Raw genomic sequence first — 20,866 nt, forward strand, 5'->3', positions numbered from 1 at the left:
TCGATATCTGTTGGTGGACAGTCGTTTTCACAGCGACACCTCGATGTCTCGGGACGGGTCGGGCTCGGTATCGAGGTCGGGCTCGGGCCCGGCGCCGGGTGTGTCGACCGGGTCGGCGGGGATGGCGGCCGAGACTGCCGCGCCGATGCGGTCGGCGGCGGTCGCATCGGGTTCGGTGGTGGTGTGGGCGTAGGTGCCGTCGCGTCCGGCGAGGTAGGCGAGGTCGATCTGGTCTTGAGTGGCCCCGGCCCGTGCCGCCTCCGCGCGGGCGTCGCGGGTCTGGGCCAGCAGCTCGTCCAGGCGCTCGATGAGGTCCTGGTCGTGGCTGGGCACGCCGGCGAAGCGGGTGCTGGTGCGGGTGTGCTCGGCCGACAGGTCCTGGACCCGCCGCAGTGCCGCTTGCCGCTCGACGCTGCGTTGGTCTGCGCCGGTATCGAGGTCGCCGTCGCGTTCTTCGGCGTCGAGCAGCTCGTCGGTGGAAGCGATGAGCGCGTCGACTTCCTTCAGCGAGATCTCGGGTCCACGTCCGCCGAGTGCGCGGTCCACCCGGCTCGTCGGGCGCAGCTCGATCACTTTCGCCCGGTCCTGGGGGCGTGAGCGTGCGCTGTCCTGTACCGATCCGGTGATGCCGGGTTCGATGCGTCCGGTCAGGATCGCGGTCTGGCGCAGGGTGCGCCAGGTCAGGTCGTCGACGAGCTGATCACCTGTGGCATGTGCTTGTGCGAGGCGGTCGTAGGCGGCGCGCGTGGTTTCCGGCCGGGCCAGCCAGGCAGCGGTGCTGGCGTCCAATTGCATCCACAGCCGGGCGAATTCGGTGTGACCGGCACCGGTCCACCGCTCGGCCAGCATCTGGGCTTGGGCGGTCAATTCGGCGACTTGATCGGATGTTTCGCCGAACGGCGCGATTTCGCGGAGGTTGTGGTAGAGGGCGAAATCGGCGCGCAGTTGGGCTTCACGCTCGTCGGCGGCGTCGTGGTAGTAGCCGGGATCGGTGGGCGATCCGGGGTGCGAGTCGGGCCAGCTCATCAGCGCCTGCCCGCGGTGTGGTCACGGTGTCGCGGTGTTCGGTGGTGTGGTGCTTGCGGGATGGACATCGGCAGCCTCCGAAACAGAGAGGAGGAAGAATCGGTGTCCCCGGTGGCGGGTTCGATGTCGCGGCCAGTACCCGTGACCGACGGCATCGACGAAACGCAGGGTCTGTCAGGTGGTCAGGGGTCGGTGCCGTAGTCGTGGCGATATCCGCCGTCACTGTCCGGATCCGGTCCGAGGTCGGGGTCGATGGCGAGGCCGGTGTCCTCGGCGGGCAGCTCATCGTCCACGGCAGCGGAGATGGCGCCGAGCGCGGTGGTGGTGTCGGCGGCGACGTCGGTGTCGGCTAATGCGGCGTTGATGAATTCGGCGCGCAGTGTCGCCGCGGCGGCGGCGATCATCTGTTGCGGTGTCGGTGGCAGCGTGTGCGCGCCGACGATTGGGGTGCCTGTGGCGGGGTCGGTCGGAACGTAGGGCGGTACCGACAGTTCGGTGCTGGGTTTGGTGTAGGAGTGCCATGCTCGGGCCACACTGAGTTCGTCGCGGATTTCCAGCCGTACGGCGTGATCACGCCGGTAGGGTTCGGCAGCGTCGCCCCACAACATGTCGGCCTCGTCCTCGGTGATCTGCGCGGCGTGTGCCAGCGCGACCACCCGTTCGTGACGTAGCTCCATGTTCTGGGCGAACTGCTTTTCCGACATCGGGTTCTTGCCGTAGCTCCAGCGGCCGGTCGCGACGCGGTCGTCACGTTCGGCCGCCAACGCGGCCATCCGCTCCAAATGCCACAGGTCCAGCCCGAGCATGCCGACGAAGAATCCTTGGGCGGCGTTGTCGCGCCAGGGCATCGAATCCAATCTCGACAGGGCATCCACACGGGGCCGGGCACTGTTCTCGCCGAGCGCGACCGCGTCGTCGATCCATTCCTGCCGCACACCCGCCGAGAGCGCGGTCTGCTCAGTGCGCTCTCGCTCGGCGGACAGGGCGTCGAGGTGTTGCCGCCAAGCCGATTCGGCGTCACCGCCGGAATCCAGCGGTTCGAACCCTTCCCAGCCTGCACCGAGGATTCGGGTGTGCTCGCCGGTGAGCAGCCGGATCTGGGAGAGCAGCTGGGCTTGCCACTGCACGACCGATTCGCGGGATCCTGGCGCCGGGGGCGGAGTCGTCATGATCGCCACCCGCTCACAGCTCGACCCCGCCGGTCGGCCCGTTATCCGGCGGGTGATCGGGTGGTTCGAGCCACCGATCCGTGCTCGCCGCCACCAGCCGCGACCAGCCGAGGTCGTCACGTCCCCAGAGTTGATCGCGTTCGGCCAGGGTCAGTTCGGCGAGCGCCGCGACGGAGTCGACGCGTTCCCACAGCAGGTCCATGTTGATCAGGTACTGCTGGTGACCGGCGCTGTCGGTCGGGTTGCCGACCTCGCGTTCTTCGCGCGCGATGGCGATGGCAGCCATGTGTTCCAACGTCCAGATGTCCTCGGCGATCGCCGCAATCATCTGCGCGCGGACCGGGTCGTCGCCGTGGCGGGTTGTCGGTGGGTCGGTCACGGCCTCGCCCCACCGTCGGCCCGCCTTGCCGTTTTCCACCGCCGCGGCGATCGCCGTGGGCGGGATTCCGGGGGTGTCGGTGCGCAGGATCAATTCCCGCTGTTCGGCCTTGAGGTCGCGCAGGTGCGCTTGCCAGGATTGGATCGCGATGTCACGGCGTCCGAAGCCGGGGCCGTATTCGGGATATCCCCGATACAGCAACCGCGCGTCCTCGACGCCACGCACTTGGATCCGCGCGAGCAGCCCGGCTTTCCAGCTCGCCAAGTCCCCGAGATCATCGGTTCGACTCATCTGCCTTCTCCTTCCTATTCGGGGTTGTGGCACAACGGTTTTCGGTTGCATCGCTGTAGCTGCCGTCATGGTTCGGCTCCGTCGCTCGGATCGGGGTAGGAGGGCAGGGAAATCTGTTCGCCCGCCGCGGTGGAGTCCGGGTCGGCGAGGGCCGCGCCGGGCTCGGGTGAGGGCTCTACCGCGGTGGCGATCGCAGCGGCCGTGCGGGCGATGGCGGGGTCGGGAATGTGGCGTTCGTCGAGCAGGGCGAGGGCTTCGGTGACCTCGGTGACCATGTCGTCGGGCGAGGTCGGCATCGCCGCGTGGGCGTCGGCGGCGGTGATCCCGGCCGCTTGCAGCACGACCACCGGGATGGTCGCCGCGCTAAAGTCAGCGGTGACGATCCGGTTCCAGTCCTGTGCCAGCGACTTCAAGTCGGTGTCGCGGAGTCGCTCGGCGACCGCAGTGGACCAGTGGCGCTCGCCGCGGGCCCAGACCTGGTGTCGTTCTTCGGTCGTCAACCCCAGGGCGTGGGAGATCGCGCCCAGACGCTGCCAGGTCATGCCCATGATCCGGCGGAAGCGGGCGGTGACCTCGGCGTCGACGCCACGGTGGGTGAAGACCGCGCCGATACCGGACATGTCCTGCAAGCCGCGAACGTCTCGGCCCAGCGCGGTGATCAGCACTGAGCGTTCGACGCGCCCGGATCCGAGCATCTGCCGGCCCGGCTGCCACCGTTCGCCGCGTTGCCCGGATGCGCGAGCGTAGTCGATCCACGCGTGCGGTACCCCGATTCCGAGGGCGACCTGTTCGAGTTGGTCCAGGCAGCGCTGCCCGATTCCCCACTGTTCGTCGGTGGCGGCGGGTTCGCCGGTCTCGGTCGGGCGCGGGCGGTGGCGCTCGTTGTCCAACGACAGGTTCTGGATGCCCTTGAGCAGGTGGGCCTGCAGCGCGGTCGGGCTGTCCATCACCGACTCCTCGACCCGGTCACAGCTCCCACTCCGGTTCTGGACCGAACTGCTCGGTCGTGGGATCGATGCCTGGTGCGTCCTCGGGCAGCGGTTCCTCACCGGTGCCGCTACCGACCGCGGCGTCCACGGCGTCGGCGACCGCCGATGCCATCGGCAGATCAGGCTCGGGCGCGGGATCGATCAGTTCGTCGACCGCGTGTGAGAGGCGGGTCTCGGCGGTCAGGTTTTCGGTCAGTCGCTGCCACGCATCCGGTGCCACCGAATCCGGGTACTCGGGTTCGGTGGATGCGGTGGGGTCGGTGACGCCGAGGTCGTCGCCGCCGGGTTGGTCGGGCTCGATGTCGAAGAATTCGACGTCGATCACGGCGTCGGCGTCGGCAGCCGGGAGGGAGGGAGCGTCGATGACCTCGGTGACGTTGTGGCCGGTGTCCTCGGCGAAGCGCTGGTCGTATGCGTCGGCGTCGCGCTCGTGTTCCTCGGACAGGTCCCGGTTGGCGTCGGCGGCGGCGAACGCCGCCGTTGATGCCGCAGTCTCACCGTCGGTGCCTTGGCTGGTGAGGGTGTCGGTGAAACCGGCTGCGCGCTTACGGATTCCGATCAGCAGTTGCTTGTATTCGACGTCGAGGCTGTGGAGTTCGTCGGCGCGTTCGATGCGTCGCTTCGTTTCGGTTTGTGCGAGGGTGTGGGCTTCCTGGTTGTGGGTGGTGCGACCTTTGATTTCGGTGATGCGAGCTTCGTTGACCCGCCAGTCGGATGTCGATTTGTCGATCGCGGCGGCGACCCTCACGTTGTGCTCGCGGATCGAGCGCAGCTCGCGTTGATCGGCTTGTTCGACGCGCTGGAGGTGTTCGGTGCGGGATCGGCTATCGGTGCCGCGTCCGCGCATCAACGCCGCGGTGGTATGTGCGGTTTGCAGGGCTTGGACGAAGCCCTGACGCATCTGCTGGCCGCCCTCCTCGACCGGATCCCCGCTCACTGGGTCACCTGCAATCCGGACAGAAGCCATGGCATCTCGACGCTGCCGCGGGTCGCGGTGGCGTAAACCGCGAAGGCGCCAGGATCGGACTCGGGCGCGTCGATGTCGACGGTCACGACTCGGGCCACCCTGGTGGTGGTGTCGGGTTGGTGGTCATCGGCCAGTACTCGCGCGGTGGTCGCGACCTGCACACGGTCGTGGCGCCACTGCTGCCAGACGGCGGTGGTGACCGGCGCCCACACCAGCGCGCTGGATGCGGCGCTCGCGGCGAACCGGTCCTCGAGCAACGCTCGTGCCGAGGCCAGCGCCTCGGTGGGGTCGGCCTGCTCACTGGGCCGGTAGCCGAAGATCGCGCCGAGCGCGGCGGTGAGTACCTGGTCGGCATCGCAGGGATCGACCTGATCGAACGGTGCGGTGAAACCTTTTGCGTAGCAGTTGTTCTGGGTAGTCGTAGGGCTGGCGGGAATTTGTGCGGCACATCCTGTCGCGCAGATCGCGACGGTGGCGATCCATGCCGCCGTTGTGCGTCGGCTGCTCATGACTGGTCCGGGTCGTGGTCGGGGTCGGTCAGCGACAGCAGGTCGCTGCCGCGCCATTCGACGCGGGGGGCGCTCGAGGCGCGGGCTGCCGGATTGCGGACGGGATCGGTGACGATCTCGAGCAACAGATTCGCGGCGAGGGCGGCGCGGTAGAGCCCGGCCAGATCGAGCCCGTGGCTGCGTGCGACGGTCAGGCGCAGGGCGGCGGCGTCGACATCCCACCGTCGGCACGTCTGCCCGGCGACCCGGATCGCCTGGAGTGCGGCGGATTCGGCGGCCTGCGCCGCGCTCTTGACCGTCGCGTCCGGCGGGTGGCGGTCGCGCCAGACGATCTCTCCGCCCGAGCGGATGACGGTGAAATGAGCACGGGTGCCCGCGCACCACAGCGCCAGTCGCGGACCGTGGACCGCGCGGACCGCGAAGATCGGGTCGGCGCCCTTCTGCGCGATGTTCAGCGCGCGCACGGCCTCGTAGTCGACCCCGGCCATCGAGCGCAGAACGCGGACGAATCGCTGAAATCCGGCCGGATCGTCGAGTCCGTGCTCGAGCGCGAAGCGCTCCAGGTCCAGGGCACGGGTGGTGCGGCGAAGCAGCGCGGTGTTGGTGGTGACCAGTAATTCGATATCGCGCATCGTCGTTCCCGCACCGGCGGCGGGGCGGTCTGTGGGGTTCTCACTCACGGTTCGACCTCCGTGTGTCGTTGTCTACGTGCTGTTTCCGGTTCTGCGGGGGCGTCGGCAGATGGGGCGGTGATCGCGGCCGGGGTATGGGTTCTCGCGGCATGCTGTGGGCCGTGCACCGGTGCGCAACGGGATCGACGCAAGATCCGGTGAGAAGACGCAATCGGTCATGACAACCCGGTCGATTCGCGGATTTCGTAGCGGCGTACGTCCATTCGCTCCCCCTCGAATCCGCTGAGGGCAGTGGTGGTCACCGTCTGTCCGGATTGGGGAGCGTGCAGGAGCTGGTCGCGTCCCTGATCGTCGGGCCCCAGATAGATCCCGACGTGATGGGAATCCGAGTCCCCTCGGGAGGTGAAGAAGATCAAATCGCCGGGCTGTCGTTGCGCGAACGGGACGACGACCGCGCTGGGATGGTCCTGCTGGGCTTGGGTGTAGTGCGGGAGCCGGATTCGGCCGCCGGAAGCGTGGTAGATCGCGTACAGGGTCAGTCCCGAGCAGTCCAGGCCACCGTTGGTCGGGCCGTTGATATCGCCGCCGCCCCACACATACGGGGTGCCGATCCAGCGGGAGGCGTGCTCGATCACCGCGCGCCCGAACGCGCTGGCCTCGGCGGGACTCAACACCGCCGCTGCCCCCGACCCACAGCCTGTGGGCGCCGCACCCGCCGAGGCGGGTGCGGTGCGGGGGTCGATGTCGGCGAAACGCTGATACAAATCGCGTGCGAGTTCGATCTGTCCGGCGTAGGCGTTGGGTGCCGATTGCTCGATGTGCTGGGCTAACTCCGCGGGTGAGAGCTGTTGCGCCAAGAGACCTGATTGTTCGGCGCGGTCGTAGAACCAGTTGATCTGGTAGCTCGATTGCATCAGCTTCGCGATGCCGACCGATCCCCACACGCTGGCCCGGAGTTGATGCGGGCCGACCGAGTCGTGGTCGTGGCCCAGCCCGTCGTTGGGATAGGTCAGCGATTCCGGCACCGACGGATTCGCCAGATTCCGGAACCCGGACTCCGTGGCTTGGGCGGCGAGTTCGGCGATGATCACCGATTCGGGCATCCGGCGTTGTTTGCCGATCACGACCCCGTCGCGCGCGAGCCGCAGCTGCGCTTCGCTCAACCCCGCGACCGTTTGCCCGGTCGGCCCGCCCGCTCCGGCGGCCAGCGGTGTGGCGCAGGAGGTGGGTGGATCGGCTGCGATCACCCCGAGTAGCAACACCAGCAGCGTGATCGGTAGTAGGATCGCTGCGGCGGCGGTCGTTTTCGAGGTCGCGTTCATCATCGTCGCCGGTCATCGCCTTGTCGCCTCGCTGTCCAGATCGAAACGTTGATTCGTGTTGTGGACCTGGCTCGCCCGTTCGGTCGGGGTGAAGGTCATGCGGAAGGCCACACCCGGCTCGGCCGCTTCACCGGTCTTGAGGAGGAAACATCCTGTGCCGGGCGGTGTTTCGCGCTGTCCGGGGTCGAGGTCGTCGTCGGTAGGTGGGCGTGGCGCGGCCCAGGAGGTGACGAGGAGTTTCTCGGTGTCGGTGATGCCGACGGCGGCGCGGATGCGGTCGATCTCTTCCGGGCCGACCGGGCCGATGATCTTGGCGCGGGCGCGTTCGAAGAACCCGAGCGCTTTGGCTTGTGCCGCAGCGGAATCGAAGGCGGCGAGGTCTTTGATGGTGTGGCTGCACATGATCAGCCCGGTGCCCAAAGTCCTGTTCAGGCGCGTCAGGGCGTCGACGCGGTCGACCATGAATTCCCCGACCCCGAGGACGCGCCAGATCTCGTCCATCACCACTTCGAAGGTGCGCGGCGGGGCGAGTCCGGCATCGGAGAGGGCGTGCGCGGCTGCAACGGCACCGAAGCCCTCGCTCCAGCACACCATCAGCACCGCGGCCAGCAGTTTGGTGTCACCTTCGGGGATCCGTGAGACATCCACGCACACCGCCGGGCTCGCCAGGTCCAGCCGCGTGGTGGTGGGGCCGTTGAAGATCGCCCCGAACGGCCCCTCCACCAGGGCACGCAAGGAACGACGCAGGGTCTTGGTGGAGGCGCGATAGCTGGTTTCGTCGTCCTCTTCGGCGAAGCGCATCATCCGGTCGCCGCCGGTGGAGATCACCGCGAGCAGGTCCTCGATCAGCGGTGGCCGCTCGTGGGTGAAATCGTTGGCGGCGCTGTAGAGTTCGCGCAGTCCTGCGGCGATGAGGACTTCTTCGTAGTCGGCGACGCGGGAGCCGCGGACGAGTTCGATCAGGCCGGCGACGATGTTGACCTGTCCGGCTTCGACCCGTGCGGTGACCTGGCGGCGCTGGTCGAGGTCGGTGAGCCGGTCCACGATCGCCCCGAGCGCTCCGACGTCGAGGGGGTTGAGGGTGCCGTGCCCGTAGCCGACGTCGACGACCTGTCCGCCCAGGCGCAGCACGAGGTCGCGGTAGTCGGGTTTGGTGTCGCCCATGCACAGCACGGTCTCCCCCGCCGCAACCGCTCCGGTCACCATGCGCCGGATGAGGGAGGATTTGCCGAATCCGTTGAGTGCCAGCACGAATGCGATCGGTGCGGTGATGAATCCTTTGAGGAACCAGCTCATCGGGTCGAAGTGGACCGGTGCGCCGGTGATGTAGTGCGAGCCGACCGGGGTGCCGACGGTGGGTGCGCTGGCGCCGACGGAGAAGGGCCAGAGTCCGGCGACTTGGACGGTGGTGGCGCGCCATTCCGGGGTGGTGGGGACGACGGCGGCCCGGCCGCCGCCCGGCCCGCGGTATCCGCGGTCGGTGAGCTGCGCCAGCGATCGGTCGAAGCCATCTCCGGCACCCGCGTTCTCGGTGCGGCGGGCGGCGGTGGCCCGGCGATGATCATCGCTCGATATCGCCAGCCGCGCCCACCAGCCCCGGATCCCGGGCCGGGCGGCAGCGGCTTCGGTCGCCGCCCGCGCGGTCGCGGTGAGCACCCGCACCCCCGCGACGGTCTCGCTGCGCCGCCGATCACGGTGGTTGCTGTTGCCGGTCATGCGCTTACCCGCTTGGAGATCGAGGAGTGCTCGGGCAGGATCAACCCGATCCCCAGTGACGCGGCGAAGCTCGCGGCCTGGGAGCCGTAGCAGCGGCGCACGCTCAACCGGGACGCCGCGCTCATGGCCTTGACCGATGCCTCGATACCGGGCAAGTCACCGTCGAGGTGATCGGTGACCGTGACCAGCGCCCCGAAGCGGGTCAGGCCCGCGCCGCGGGCTTGTTCTTCGCGGGCGGCTTGGGTGTTGCCGACCCGGATACGCGCCGAAGCCGAGGCGATCCCGCGTTCGGTCTGTTCGGCGGCGATGGCGTCACGGAAATCGGAGTCCACGAGTGAGGTGGCTTCGGCGGCCGAGTGCAGCCGGTAGAACAGGGCCACGCGTTTGCGTGGCACGTCCGCGCGGGGGCGCAGTAGTTCCTCGAGAACGGTTTCCATGACCGCGCCGCGGGGGGCGGCGTCCATCTCCCAGGTGATCGAGCGGGCTCCGTCGTGGACGTAGTGATCCCAGCGATCGACGTGGGCGATCGGCCCGACCGAATCCCAGGACTGGGTCTCGAGCAGTGACGCGCCGGCGGCTTCGACGTCGCGTTGGGAGGCCAGGTCGTAACGGGTCCGCACCAGCGCCAGGACTTCCCACGCTTGGAGCGGGGTGGCGGGCAGGCCGGCGCGGGCGAGCTGAGACAGCACCCCTTGCAGGCGTTGCCCGATCTCGCGGGCCTGCTCGGCGTCGTCGCGGAGCACGCGGCCCTTGCCGATGGCGCGGTAGGTGATCGCGATCCGGGCCTCGATCCGCACACCGACTCCGCCGAGGTCGGCGGCGGCTTCGCGCATCACAGCCTGGGCGAACTCCGGGGCCTGCTCACGCACCAGCCGGGTGACCTCGCGGGCCTGGCGCAGCCGGGTCTCGACGACGTTGTCAAGAACTGCGGTGACCGCCACGACCTCGCCGCCGCGGCTCTGGGTCGCCAGGAATTGCCCGTACCCTTCGACCCAGGCATCGATCTGGGGTTGATCCACCAGCTCCTTGCCGCGCGGAACGACCCTCAGCACCACCGCGTAGTGGTCGCTGCGGCGGATGTGCAGCATCGCGAACCGGCGCCCGCCCGCCGTCTCGTACTCCGACAGGCTCGAATCCGCCAGCAGACCGGGCAGTTTCGCGATGCCAGGGATGCGGGCGAAGCGCCCGGCCCGATAGAGGTGTTCACCGCGGGCGCGGGCGGTGGCGAACTGGACGCGCAGCAGCGCAAGTTCCCAGCCGGTGCGGCCGTTGATCGTGACCGCCAAAGGTGCGAACACCGCCGCGGCCACGACCACCAGGACGGCGGCGACGCTGAGCGAGCGCGAGATCAGGAACCCGGCCATGATCGTGATCACCAGCCCGAGCCCGACCATCGACACACCCCACGTCAGGCCGAAGAAGCCTGCGCTGCGGGGGCGTTCCCACCGGCCGTACATCCGCGCGGTCATCGCCGCACCTCCGCCGGGGTCAGCGAATCGGGATTCCAGCCCCCGTCGGCAGCGTCGCGGGTCTGCGCCTCGACCGCGGCGACTCCCTGCTCGCCCGCGGCTTTGATCTGCTGCGCGGCCATCACCGCCGCACCGGCCGCACCGGCACCGGCAGCAGCCCCACCACCACCACCACCACCAGCAGCACCCCCGGACTCCGCTCCCGCTCCGGAGGACGGCTTCGCGTTCGGCGGGGTCGACCGGGCTGTGGATCCTGCGCCGGATCCGCTCGATCCCCCGGTGCCGGCGCTCGCTTCCGAAGCGGTGCCGGAGTCGCTGCCCGAACCGCCGCCCAGTGGTCGGCCCCCTCCCCCACCACCGCCGCCACCGCCACCACCGGAGGCGTCGCCGGGGCCGGATCCGCTGGGCGCGTTCTCGCCTTCGCTGACCTTGCGGGCGCTGCCGCGCTCGCCGGTCGAGCCCATGGCGATACCCGCCGCGCCACCGGCCAGCACCGCGGTTGCGCCGCCGCCCCCGCCGAGGGTGGCCACCGCCGGGGCGACCAGCCGGACTAGGGCCGGGAGCACGATCACGCTCATCACCAGCAGGATCAATCCGAGCAGGACCTGCTGCGGGTCGGTCTGTTTCTCGTCACCGATCACGGTGAAGGCGATGGCGTAGACGAGTGCCCCGACGGGTTTGTAGAGCACGAACGCCAGCGACCAAGACAACAGTTTCTTGTAGGACTGCGATCCCGGACCGGTGCCCGACGCCGCGGCAGCCAGGGGGATCACCGCCACGACCAGGATCAGCAGGGCTTGGCGGATCACCAACATGACCAGTTGGATCAGGGTGCTGATGAGTCCGAGCAGCCCGACCACGAACAGGATCCCGGTGCCGAGCCCGGCGTTGGTTTCCTTGTCGAATTCGGTGAGCCGGTCGACCGCGCGCATCCAGTCCCCGTGGCTGGAGGTGAAGATCACCCACTCCGAGAAGGCATCGCCCGCGCGGGTACCGGTGGTGACCAGGACCGCGAAGGCCATCGAGGTGAAACTGGCGCGCACCAGCATCAGGAAGCTCTCCTGGGCTTCTCCGGCCAATCCACCGCGTTTGGCCAGGGCCAACCGCGCGGCGGCGAACATGATTCCGGCGGTGAGGAACACGACCTGGAGCCCGCCGCTGAAGTCGCGCACTGCGGTCAGTGCCGCGCCCGGTTGGCCGCCGGGACCGGTCAGCACCGGGGAGGGCAGGTCGGTCCACCAGGCCATCACGAAACGCACCCCGCGGCCGAAACCCGACATCAGGAAATCGACCATGTCCTCCCAGGCCGAGCCCACCGCCTGGGTCGCGACCTGGCCGACCTGGCCGCACACCTGCTGCGGGCCGAGGGGGATATCGCAGACGCCGGGCACCGGCAGTTGCTGACGGGCGCCGCCGGCCGGGGACGCCAATACGAGGCTGTCGTTCATGAGGTGGCCTTCCATGTACCGAATCCGGTCATCGAGTCGACGAAGGTGCCTGGCCCCCAGAGGGTTTCGATCTCAGTGGGCACCGCGACGCGCCAGTCGCCGTCGAGCCAGGCCATCGGCCAGCGCGCGATCCTGTAGCCGAGCCCGTCGCGGGTCGCAAATTCGACGACCGCGTAGTCGGGGTTATATCCATCGGCGATGCGCACACCGTCTGGCACGGTGACGTAGCGGGCGGCGTCGGGGGTGCGCGCCCGCGAGCGCGCGAACCGGTCGACCAGGGCCTGTCCGCCGCCGTGATAGCGCAACGCGAGGACCTGTTGCCAAGTGGGTTCGGGGGCTGCGAGCGCGCGGGCGAGCGCGTCGGCAGCGGCCAGCCCGGCGCCTTGAGGGGTGTGCGCGAAACCCGAGGCGATGCCCTCGGCGATCGTGGTCGGGCCGTCGCCGGTCGAGACCGGCAGCGCCGCACCGCCCCATCCCCGTTGCCAGCGCAGGCCCGCAGGCGCGTGCACCAGGTAGTCCGGCTGTCCAGGGTCGGCCCGGCGGGTGCGATCCTGCGCGAGTGCGGTCCCGGCCTCGCTCGCGGGAATCTCGAGCCGGTTGCCGAACAGGTCCGCGGTCAGTCCCGTGGGGCGGGTCTCGGAGGAGGAAAGCGCCGGACGTGTTGTCGTACTGCCGGATTGAGAGGGGCCGTCGTCGCGGGTGATGGTCACGACGAACACGACGATCACCACCACGACGATGGCGGCGAAGACGATGATCAGCAGTCGAGGAATTCGCATGCGGGGCAGCTCGCTTTCAGCGCGGCAGGAAGACGACGAGGTCGGGGGGTGGCTCGGTGATGACGGTGACCGCCGGCGGGGCGGCGACGGCGGGGGCGGGCAGGTCCAGGCGCCAGTCCTCGTATTGCCACAGCACGGCGGCGCGGTTGCGGGTCACCGAGTTGTCCGGGTGCAGGCTGTAGATCTCGACGTCGGCGGCCTCGGGGCTGTAGCGGGTGACGATGTAGCCGAGCAGGCGCGGGGCGCCCTCGGCGACGGGGGCGGTGATCGAGATCTGCGCGCGCGCCACTGCCCAGCCGTCACGGCCCGCACCGGGGGCGAGCATCTGCGCGCCGACCTGGGGCCATTGGGTGTCGGTGGCGATCGAGGCCCGCACCGTCGCCTGCGTCGCGGCGACGGCGGCACCTGCGGGTGAGTGGTCGAACCCGGCGGCGACGGCACCGTCGATACGGTGGGGGCCTTGGTCGGTGACGGGCAGGTCGACGCCTTGGAAGGGCTGCCATCGCAGCCCGGTCGGCGGGGTGAGGGTGTCGCTCGCGGCGGCCGGGGCGCGGGTGGGTTCGGTGGCGTCGGTGCCGCAGGCGAGTAGAGCGGCGGCGGCCAGGAGGCCGGTGAAAGCCAGGACGGCGGTCGCGGCCCAGCGCGGGAGTCGGTCGGGGTGCGGGGGTGTCGGTGTCGTGGGCATGGTGGTCACCGCGGAATGACGGCCAGGGCCAGGGAGCTGGCGGTGCCGAGCAGGGCCGCGCCGAGCAGGGCGCCGAGCAGCCCTTCGACGCTTTCCTCGCGGTAGGTGCGGATCGCGAGCAGCCCGCCCACCCAGATCGCGCGCGCGATGCACAACAGCAGCACGCACCAGGCCAGATACCCCAGCAGCTGGGCCAGAGGTTCGAGTACCTGCCTCGGCAGGATCGTGCTGCCGGGCGGTGAGGCCGCCAGCGGATTCCAATCCTGATGCGCGAGCACGGAGTTCGAGTTGTTGGAGGCCATCAGGAGCCTCCGGTGACGACGGCGTTCATGATGGGGCCGGCGCTGGTGGCCAGGATGCCTCCGGCCATCGCGGCGGCGATGATCTTCGGGGATTCGACGCTGCCGCCGTGCCAGCGTTCCCACCCGAATTTCCCGCCCGCGTAGATCAGGGCGGCGATCCCGGCCAGGCTCACCAGCCAGGCCAGATAATTGACCAGGTTGATGATCTGCTTCGAGCCCGGCGGGGTCGTGGGCGTGATCTTGATTTCCTGGGCCAGCACGGTCGAGGCCACGTCGGTAGCCAATGCGACGATGGTCATGTCGTCTCCGAATCAGGATGTGCCGCAACCGATGTGTGGGTCGCGGACAAGCGGGTGATGATCTGGGTTCCGGCGCGATGCACATCAGCGGGAACGGCGTGGCGCAACCCGGCGCGACGGGGCGGTGGTGGGTCGAAGGGGGTGAATTCGGCCAGCTCGCCGAGTTCGATCTCGAGGAGCTGGTCGTGCCAGCCGATGTCGTAGACGTCGGTGACCAGGTCGGTGACCAGTGCCCGGTAGCGGCGAACCACCGCCGGGACCTTGCCGGGCCGTATCGGGGTCAGCACCAGCCCGATCACCTCGACTCCGGTCGGTGCCAGACCGGCGTGCCATTCCCGCAGTCGATCGGCTGCCGCGGTCAGACCGGGTGTGCACAGACGCGCGGCCACGAGCACGCGTTGGGTGGTGTGCGGGCAGGCGGGCCAGGCCGCGCCGGTGTCCGCGGCCGGTGCCCACCAGCGCGCCAGGGTCGAGGCACCAGCGCCTCCGTGCGCGCCCAGAACCGCGAACAGCGGCGGGTGCGCGCCGGTGATCGCCAAGGGCTGTTCACGCACCGGGGCACGGTGCTGCGGGTCTGGCACGGCGACGGTGTCCGGGTTCAGCCGCGCCGGCCCGGGCGGTCGCGTGGTGTCGGCGAGGCGGTGCGCGGCGGTCATCCTCACCCTCGCTTCTGGATGTTGGAGATCACCAGATCGCCGCTGTTCGGGGTGCCGGCGCGGACGTTGATCAATTGCAGGTAGTCGATGCGGCTGCCATCGGGATGCCGCTGGACCAGGTGCACTTCGGCGGTCGTCTCGGCGACCGCGGTGATCGCCACGCAGTGCGTGCTCCCGGTGGGGATCGAGGCGATACCCGCGGCCAGGGCCTCGGGGACCAGACCGGCCTCGGGTGCGACCAGCCGCAGCGCGGCCTCGGCGTCGCGGCGCTGGTAGTAGGCGTGCTCGAAGGCCGCGATCACCCCGGCTATCGTGCGAGGGTCACCGGCGGTGTCGGTGACCACGTCACCGCTCAACCCGGTGCACGCCGCGGCGAGGACCGCGGTCGTGGTGGGCGGCGCGGCCAGGGCGGTGGGCGCCACCCCACTGGTGTCGGGTTCGTGGCTGCCCCAACGGACTACGACAGCGACGAGGACGACGACAGCGACCAGTGCCGTCCCCAGCGCGATGCCTATCCGCCCCAGTCGCGCCGTGGGCCGGGCGGTCCGGCGGTTGCGGGGTTGTGGTGGCTCCTCCGGAGGCCGATCCAGCCACCGCCACGCGTGATCGTCACCGTCGGCGGTTCCCGTATCGGGCGCAACGGCTTGCAGGGCCGCGGGTGTCGATTTCTCGAGCCACCCGGCCCCGTGTGGGGAGTCGATCTCGGTGTCCGCCATTGTCGGTGTGTCACCTCCTTCGGTGGCCGGTGTCGGGGTCGGGGTGGGCCCTCCGGGCGGAAGTTCCGGGGAGGATCAGCAGACCGAAGGGGTAGCGTCCGCTGAATCCGGCTTCCGCCCGAAGGGGTCTGGGGTGGTTCACCGGCTCGACGGAGCCACGGAGCTCGTGGACACCGGTGGGAGGGAATTCGGCCGGGAGGGCGCGGTGGCCGAGGGCGTTCTCGTCGTCGAGGTCGCCGTCGTCGGTGTGGTCGGGGCGGTCGCCAGGTCGCGGGCAACGGCGGTGAACCAGGCCGACACCGCGCGCAGCGCGGATTCGCCGGTGCCGGTCGCGGGCACGCTGTCGTAGGAGCCGTGGCGGCCGGTGGTGTCGCTGTACTGGGCGGACCCGGCCAGGGTGTAGAGCTGATCGGGGGCGGTGACGGTGCTGGTGATCGCGTCGAAGGCGTCGTTGACCCACCGGCTGGCGGTCTGGGGCGGCACAAGTTGCACCACCGCGGCGGCGAGTTTCGTGCCGAGAATCCCGACCGCGGCCAGCGGGTCAGCCATGCCGACGGTTGCCAGCTCGGCCACCGTCGCCGGAGTGATCACCGTGCGGGCGACCGAGATCGCGGCGTTGAGCCCGATCGTGCCGAGTTTGAACAGCGCCGAGAGCGCGTCGGCCTGGCTCGGTGGTGTGGTGGCCGGGTCGGAGGCTTCGGCCAGGCGCTGTCCGAGGGTTTTGGCGGGGTCGTAGGACAGTTGGTCCAGGCTGGTGCCGGACAGGTCGTCGTTGACGACGCCGACCGCGGTGGTGAACACCGTCGTGGACAAGGCGGTGGCGATGGTGGAGATCGCCGCGATCGGATCCCGCAGGTCCGAGCGCGCCGCGATGTTGGCCACCGTCGTCGCCAGCGGACTGCCGGGTGCGGTGTCGCAGGTGGCGTCGCCGCCGACACACAGATCCGCCACCCGCCCGGTCAATGTTCCGTAACCGGTCGGGGCGGTGGTCGGGGCGGTGATCCCGGCTCCGGTCAGCGCCGAGTTGAGCAGCGTGATCGTCGAGACATGGGCTCCGCCGGTGCCCGGCGCGGCCGAGGGGGTGTGCGCTTGCGGACGGCCGGGCAACACGGGTGTGCCGAGTTGGCGGGCGGGATTGGCCAGCAGCGCGACCGCTGCCACCCGGTCCGCGTCGACCGTGCTGCTGCCCGCGCCGACCCGAGTGGCGAAGCGGTCCGCCGCCGCGGCGCCGTGCGCGTATCCCGCAACCGCGAGACGGGTGTCCGGGCAGCGGGTTTCCACGGCCGCCGCGGCCTGCTCGAGCTGGTCGGCCGCTGCGGTGACCGCGTCGTCGTAGGCCAGTGAACTCCCGTCGCCGCTGCGCCCGAAGGGGATGTAGGCGCGCTGCACGGCCTGTCCCGCCGCAGCTGTCAGCGGTCCGAATACCTGTCCCAACGCGCCGGTGTCGCTGCCGGAGGCGACATCACCTTCCTCGCCGCCTTGCACACCGAGCACGTACAGCACCGGGCACGGGCCGTCCACAGCCGCGCCGGGCTCGGCTGATGCCGTCACGGTGACGTTGACGGTGGTAGTGCCGATGATCAACGCGATCACGGCGCTACGGAGTAGGTGGCGGGGTCGTATGCTGTTGCTGTGCATGAGATTTCACCTCGATGGGGGGTGCCTGCCCGCCCCGTGGCGAGGGGGCCGGGGCGGGCAGACACGATTCAGGTGGCGGGTGGTTGCGAGATGGTGGCCGCAGAGGGTGTCCGGTGGCGCGGCAGGAAGCTGTTCAGCTGCGTCAGCGCTTCGCGTGCCCCGACGGCGGCGGTGCGGGTGTGGCCGGTGTTGTATTCGCGCCAGCTCAGATCCGCCCCAAGAGCCCGGTATTCGGCGAACAGGGCGCGACTCAGCGCGATCGGGACCAGCGCGTCCTCGGTGCCGTGGTAGAGGTGCACCGGCACCCCGGGGGCGCGATAGGCGGCGGATTCTGCGGCCAGCACGTAACGCCACATCGGGTCGTTCCAGGGTTCGCGGCGTTCGCACCACGTGCCGAGTGGAATGTGCCGGTAGGTCTCGATCAGCTCATCGACGGTCAGCGTCTGGGCGTGCGCGAGGCCACGCCGTCCCTCCTCGGTGAGCAGGTGGGTGACGGGCAGATGGCTGTAGGCGCGAGCCAGTCCGACCATCCCCGCGAAGACCAGTCCGGCCCACGGTCCGGCGTCCAGGTCGGCGACCAAGGCTCGCAGGTTGCCGACGACCGCGCCGGCGGCGACGCCGCGCAGGTCGAGTTCGGGGGCGTAGTCGGGGTGGGTTTCGGCGGCCAGCACCGCGGCCCGCCCGCCGTCGCCGTACCCCCAGATCGCACACGGGCCGGATGCGCCGAAATCGGTCGAGCTGGTGATGGCCCGGCCCAGGTCGAGCACGGTGTGCGCGGCGGCGGCACCGGACAGGAACGGGTGCGCGCCCAGAGCGCTCATGCCCACGCCCTGGCCGTCGGGCACCCCGACGACCCAGCCCCGCGCCAACGCCATCGCCACATCTGCGGCCACATCCGCGAGGGCCGTCTGGTCCAGGCGCCGGGATGGGGCGATGCGCCCTCCCAGTCCCTGGAACCGCGGGCAGTACAGCAGTATCGACCCGTCACCGCCGACGGCCTGCTCGGGAGCCACCACCAGCCCCGACGCCGGCAGTGGGGCGTGGAACGCGGTGCGGGTCGAGTACACCACCTGCCACGCGCGTCCCGCTCCTGCTAACACCGGGACCTCGACCTCGCGTGCTCGTAGCAGCGCACCTGCGGGCTGGGTGAAGTCGTCGGAGTCCGGTGCGTAGAACTCGTCCTCGGTGTCGTCGATGCCGAAGGTGGTCATGGTCACCGTCCCGCGAGGTCGTGGGCCAGGGCGACCATCCACGCCACCCCGGAAGCGAGTTGGCCGCCGGTGGCGTAGCCGTTATGGCGGGCGATGGTGTCGACGTAGCGCAGCAGCACCGCCGGATTCATCAAGTCGGCGTTGTCGGCGACCAACTGCCCCCACGCCGCCGACAGCTGTCCGGCCAGCTTCGGTAGCAGCACAAAGGGATTCGAGGCGACCGTGGCCGTGATCTCACCCCAGCGGGCCGCCGCCGCCTGTCCGTCCGGTGTCGGGGTGCGCGGGTCGGCGGCCTCGACGAGCCGATCGGCCAGCCCCTGCTGCGGCCGGTAGTCGACATCCCCGCCGTCGACGTAGAAGTCGTTGAGCAGCACCGTGTTCCACGCATCGCCGAGCGCGGCCTGCAAGAGGCCGCTGAGGGTGCCCAGCGCGGCGATCGGGTTTCGCAGGTCGGCTTGGGCCGCGATCTCGGCGCCGACCCGCAGGAGCGCGGCGCGGTCGGGGGCCGAGCAGGCCAGGTCGCCGTCGGTGCAGATATCGGCGACACGGCCGGTCAGCTCGCCGTAGCCGACCGCGCCCGCGATCCCGCCGCCACCGGCCGCGGGGTTGGTGATCGCGACCTGCGAGACCGCCGCACCGCTGGTGCCCGGCGCGGGATCGGGCACCACCTGCCCGGGCCGGCCCGGTAAGACCGGGGCGCCGGGCGCGCGATCGGGGTTGGCATACAGCGCGACACCGGCGATCCGGTCTGCACCGATCGGGCCCAGGCCCGCGCCGATGTCGGCGGCGAAATCCGAGACAGCTTGTGCGCCTTGGGAGTATCCGATTCCGGCGATCAAGGTGTCTGGGCAGGTATCCACGATCTGGACCGCGGCGGCGTCGAGCTGGCGGCGGGCGTCGGTCACCGACACCGCGTAGGGATCCGGGCCTCCGCCGGGAACGGCACCGCCGAAACCGGCACCGTAGGGGATATAGGAGCGCTGCACCAGGCCGGGGGCGGCCGACAGCACCGGAGCGATGAGCGCGCCCACCACCCCGGTGTCGGCGAGCGGGTCCGCCGTCGGGGACGACTGGCCCGTGCCCTGCACACCCAGCACGTACAGTGCCGGGCACCCCGGGCCGATCGGCACCGCCGAGGCGGGCGCCGAGGCCAGCGTCAGACCGGACGCGGTGGCGGCGATCGCCACGGCAGCGGCCAGTCGGCGGACGTTCGAGGTCGTCGTGGTCACTGGCCGACTCCGACTCCGGCACCGAAGCCCGCGCCGACGGTTCCGGCGGCGACCGCGCCGACAGCGGCGACGGGGACACCGGCCACGACCGCCCCGGCGACGGCACCGGCCGCCGCACCGAGTGCGGTACCGGCGACACCGGAAGTCACCTCGCCGATGACCGGGACCGGCACGATCGTGCCCAGGGCGGCGCCCGCGATCCCGCCGACCGTGCCCCCGATCAGGCCCCCGGCGACCGCACCGGCGACCGCTGCGGGCGCACCGACCGCGACCGCACCGACCGCGCCGCCGATCCCGGCACCGGCCAGCGTCGCACCCGACACCCGATCCGAGCGCCCGGCCGGGATGCCGATCGAGTCCAGCGCGGTCGCCAGCTGCGCCTCCACGCCCGCGGAGAAATCATTGATCGCGTCCGCGCACTGCGGATCCAGCCAGCCGGGACGCGCGGTCTCCCACTGGCCGAACCGGATCACATCGTCGGGGACCTCGACCGGCGCGACCGGCTCCACCGGCTCGGGAAGATGCAGGTCCTCGATGCGGATCGGCTCCACCGGCTCGTCCGCCGACGGCGCCGGGCGCGTCGGCGCGTTGCGCACCTCCGGCGGCTGGGCGTAGTACACCGGCGGTGCCGGCGCGGACTCCGGCGGCGGCGCCGGTTCGGGGGACGGCTCCGGCGCGGGCGGCGGTGGCGGCGGCGCGGTGGTTCCGGGCTGACCGGGGCTGGTGACGCCGGGCTGGTCGGCGATCGCGGTGAGCGGCTCGGCGGCCTGCGCAGTCCCCGCTGTCGCGAGAAGGACCGCGACCGGGACCACCGCGCAGAGGGTGACGCGGGCTACGTGTGTGGTGCGCGGCGTGTGCCGGGCTCGGCGTGCGGCGCGATTACCAGGCGTATGCGACGCGTGGTGGTCGGCCGACGTGCGATGGAGCGGTGAATTCCCGGATGAGGGCATGACGAAATAAGCCTTCCCAGTGAGGGTGAGCGATACGGGGAGTGGAATTGCCGCGCGAGAGTGCGGCCTAGGAATTGGGCGGCGTCTCCCACAGCGGGAGATACGCTGTGGGAGACCGCTTCTCAGGTCATCTCGGTCAGATGAAGGGCAGGATCAGGCTGAGTGCCTGTGCTGCGACGTTCAGGCCGCTCGACAGCACCGACAGCCCGGCGTTGATGTAGCCCAGAATTACGAAGGGATCCACGATCGCGTTCCTCTCAGCGTCTTTCGGATTCTCGGCGGGATCGGTGTCGACCTCGCGCTTCCAACCAAACGCCCGGAACTGCTGGAAATCCAGGGTTTTCAGGTATGCAGTTTGCGGTACCGCAACTTGCATACATTTGCTATTCACTACTTGATCAGCAGATTTGCTGCGGAATGTATGCAAGCTGCAATACCTGGAATTTCCACCGAAGTCGCTCCGCCACAACGCCGTCCATCGAGA

Annotated in this window: 22 protein-coding genes; all 22 read right to left on the reverse strand. The window is 70.2% G+C overall.

Annotated elements, in window-relative coordinates; translation table 11 throughout:
- Positions 1-27 precede the first annotated feature (27 nt).
- The 22 genes from ACWEKR_RS08635 to ACWEKR_RS08740 all read right to left on the reverse strand — a co-directional run bounded on the left by ACWEKR_RS08635 (position 28) and on the right by ACWEKR_RS08740 (position 20,758).
- Entirely contained in the window at positions 28-1,026 is a 999-nt protein-coding gene (locus ACWEKR_RS08635) for a hypothetical protein (protein ID WP_043738521.1), read from the reverse strand.
- A 182-nt stretch (positions 1,027-1,208) separates the two neighbouring features.
- Positions 1,209-2,195: a hypothetical protein gene (locus ACWEKR_RS08640; RefSeq protein WP_157227887.1), complete on the reverse strand. Its 987-nt coding sequence runs from the start codon at positions 2,193-2,195 to the stop codon at positions 1,209-1,211.
- A gap of 13 nt (positions 2,196-2,208) precedes the next feature.
- On the reverse strand, positions 2,209-2,865 hold the full coding sequence (locus ACWEKR_RS08645; RefSeq protein ID WP_452353953.1) for a hypothetical protein: 657 nt from the start codon (positions 2,863-2,865) through the stop codon (positions 2,209-2,211).
- A 65-nt stretch (positions 2,866-2,930) separates the two neighbouring features.
- Positions 2,931-3,812, reverse strand: a complete 882-nt coding sequence (locus ACWEKR_RS08650; protein WP_043738527.1) for a hypothetical protein — start codon at positions 3,810-3,812, stop codon at positions 2,931-2,933.
- A 19-nt stretch (positions 3,813-3,831) separates the two neighbouring features.
- Positions 3,832-4,791, reverse strand: coding sequence for a hypothetical protein (locus ACWEKR_RS08655; protein WP_452353954.1), 960 nt, complete (start codon positions 4,789-4,791; stop codon positions 3,832-3,834).
- Positions 4,788-5,330 (reverse strand): hypothetical protein, encoded by a 543-nt coding sequence (locus ACWEKR_RS08660; protein WP_452353955.1) that lies wholly within the window; start codon positions 5,328-5,330, stop codon positions 4,788-4,790. Before ACWEKR_RS08660 ends, ACWEKR_RS08655 begins: the two co-directional genes overlap by 4 nt.
- Positions 5,327-6,010, reverse strand: coding sequence for a hypothetical protein (locus ACWEKR_RS08665; RefSeq protein ID WP_157227889.1), 684 nt, complete (start codon positions 6,008-6,010; stop codon positions 5,327-5,329). The genes ACWEKR_RS08660 and ACWEKR_RS08665 overlap by 4 nt, the downstream gene beginning before the upstream one ends.
- A gap of 167 nt (positions 6,011-6,177) precedes the next feature.
- Entirely contained in the window at positions 6,178-7,284 is a 1,107-nt protein-coding gene (locus tag ACWEKR_RS08670; protein ID WP_452353956.1) for a C40 family peptidase, read from the reverse strand.
- Between the two features lie 12 nt (positions 7,285-7,296).
- Positions 7,297-9,000, reverse strand: a complete 1,704-nt coding sequence (locus ACWEKR_RS08675) for a hypothetical protein (protein WP_086007615.1) — start codon at positions 8,998-9,000, stop codon at positions 7,297-7,299.
- Entirely contained in the window at positions 8,997-10,469 is a 1,473-nt protein-coding gene (locus tag ACWEKR_RS08680; protein ID WP_452353957.1) for an SCO6880 family protein, read from the reverse strand. Before ACWEKR_RS08680 ends, ACWEKR_RS08675 begins: the two co-directional genes overlap by 4 nt.
- Positions 10,466-11,917 carry a hypothetical protein gene (locus ACWEKR_RS08685; RefSeq protein ID WP_452353958.1) on the reverse strand — a complete coding sequence of 484 codons (1,452 nt, stop codon included), beginning with the start codon at positions 11,915-11,917 and terminating at the stop codon, positions 10,466-10,468. The genes ACWEKR_RS08680 and ACWEKR_RS08685 overlap by 4 nt, the downstream gene beginning before the upstream one ends.
- Positions 11,914-12,696 (reverse strand): hypothetical protein, encoded by a 783-nt coding sequence (locus tag ACWEKR_RS08690; RefSeq protein WP_051047470.1) that lies wholly within the window; start codon positions 12,694-12,696, stop codon positions 11,914-11,916. Before ACWEKR_RS08690 ends, ACWEKR_RS08685 begins: the two co-directional genes overlap by 4 nt.
- A gap of 16 nt (positions 12,697-12,712) precedes the next feature.
- The gene (locus ACWEKR_RS08695; RefSeq protein ID WP_452353959.1) at positions 12,713-13,381 is read right to left on the reverse strand and encodes a hypothetical protein; all 669 of its coding nucleotides are present in this window, start codon (positions 13,379-13,381) and stop codon (positions 12,713-12,715) included.
- A gap of 5 nt (positions 13,382-13,386) precedes the next feature.
- Entirely contained in the window at positions 13,387-13,683 is a 297-nt protein-coding gene (locus tag ACWEKR_RS08700; protein ID WP_280499055.1) for a hypothetical protein, read from the reverse strand.
- Positions 13,683-13,982 carry a hypothetical protein gene (locus tag ACWEKR_RS08705; RefSeq protein WP_280186298.1) on the reverse strand — a complete coding sequence of 100 codons (300 nt, stop codon included), beginning with the start codon at positions 13,980-13,982 and terminating at the stop codon, positions 13,683-13,685. The genes ACWEKR_RS08700 and ACWEKR_RS08705 overlap by 1 nt, the downstream gene beginning before the upstream one ends.
- The gene (locus tag ACWEKR_RS08710; RefSeq protein ID WP_051047472.1) at positions 13,979-14,638 is read right to left on the reverse strand and encodes a hypothetical protein; all 660 of its coding nucleotides are present in this window, start codon (positions 14,636-14,638) and stop codon (positions 13,979-13,981) included. Before ACWEKR_RS08710 ends, ACWEKR_RS08705 begins: the two co-directional genes overlap by 4 nt.
- Before the next feature lie 2 nt (positions 14,639-14,640).
- Positions 14,641-15,354: a hypothetical protein gene (locus tag ACWEKR_RS08715; protein ID WP_051047473.1), complete on the reverse strand. Its 714-nt coding sequence runs from the start codon at positions 15,352-15,354 to the stop codon at positions 14,641-14,643.
- Between the two features lie 138 nt (positions 15,355-15,492).
- Positions 15,493-16,992 carry a cutinase family protein gene (locus ACWEKR_RS08720; protein ID WP_452353960.1) on the reverse strand — a complete coding sequence of 500 codons (1,500 nt, stop codon included), beginning with the start codon at positions 16,990-16,992 and terminating at the stop codon, positions 15,493-15,495.
- Between the two features lie 68 nt (positions 16,993-17,060).
- Complete coding sequence (locus ACWEKR_RS08725; protein WP_051047474.1) at positions 17,061-18,203, reverse strand: lipase family protein; 1,143 nt, start codon at positions 18,201-18,203, stop codon at positions 17,061-17,063.
- A 2-nt stretch (positions 18,204-18,205) separates the two neighbouring features.
- Entirely contained in the window at positions 18,206-19,432 is a 1,227-nt protein-coding gene (locus ACWEKR_RS08730) for a cutinase family protein (RefSeq protein ID WP_245560545.1), read from the reverse strand.
- Entirely contained in the window at positions 19,429-20,244 is an 816-nt protein-coding gene (locus ACWEKR_RS08735) for a hypothetical protein (protein ID WP_051047475.1), read from the reverse strand. Before ACWEKR_RS08735 ends, ACWEKR_RS08730 begins: the two co-directional genes overlap by 4 nt.
- A 274-nt stretch (positions 20,245-20,518) precedes the next feature.
- Positions 20,519-20,758, reverse strand: a complete 240-nt coding sequence (locus ACWEKR_RS08740) for a hypothetical protein (protein ID WP_043738540.1) — start codon at positions 20,756-20,758, stop codon at positions 20,519-20,521.
- Positions 20,759-20,866: the final 108 nt, after the last annotated feature.

This window comes from Nocardia sp. NPDC004573 (assembly GCF_053602135.1).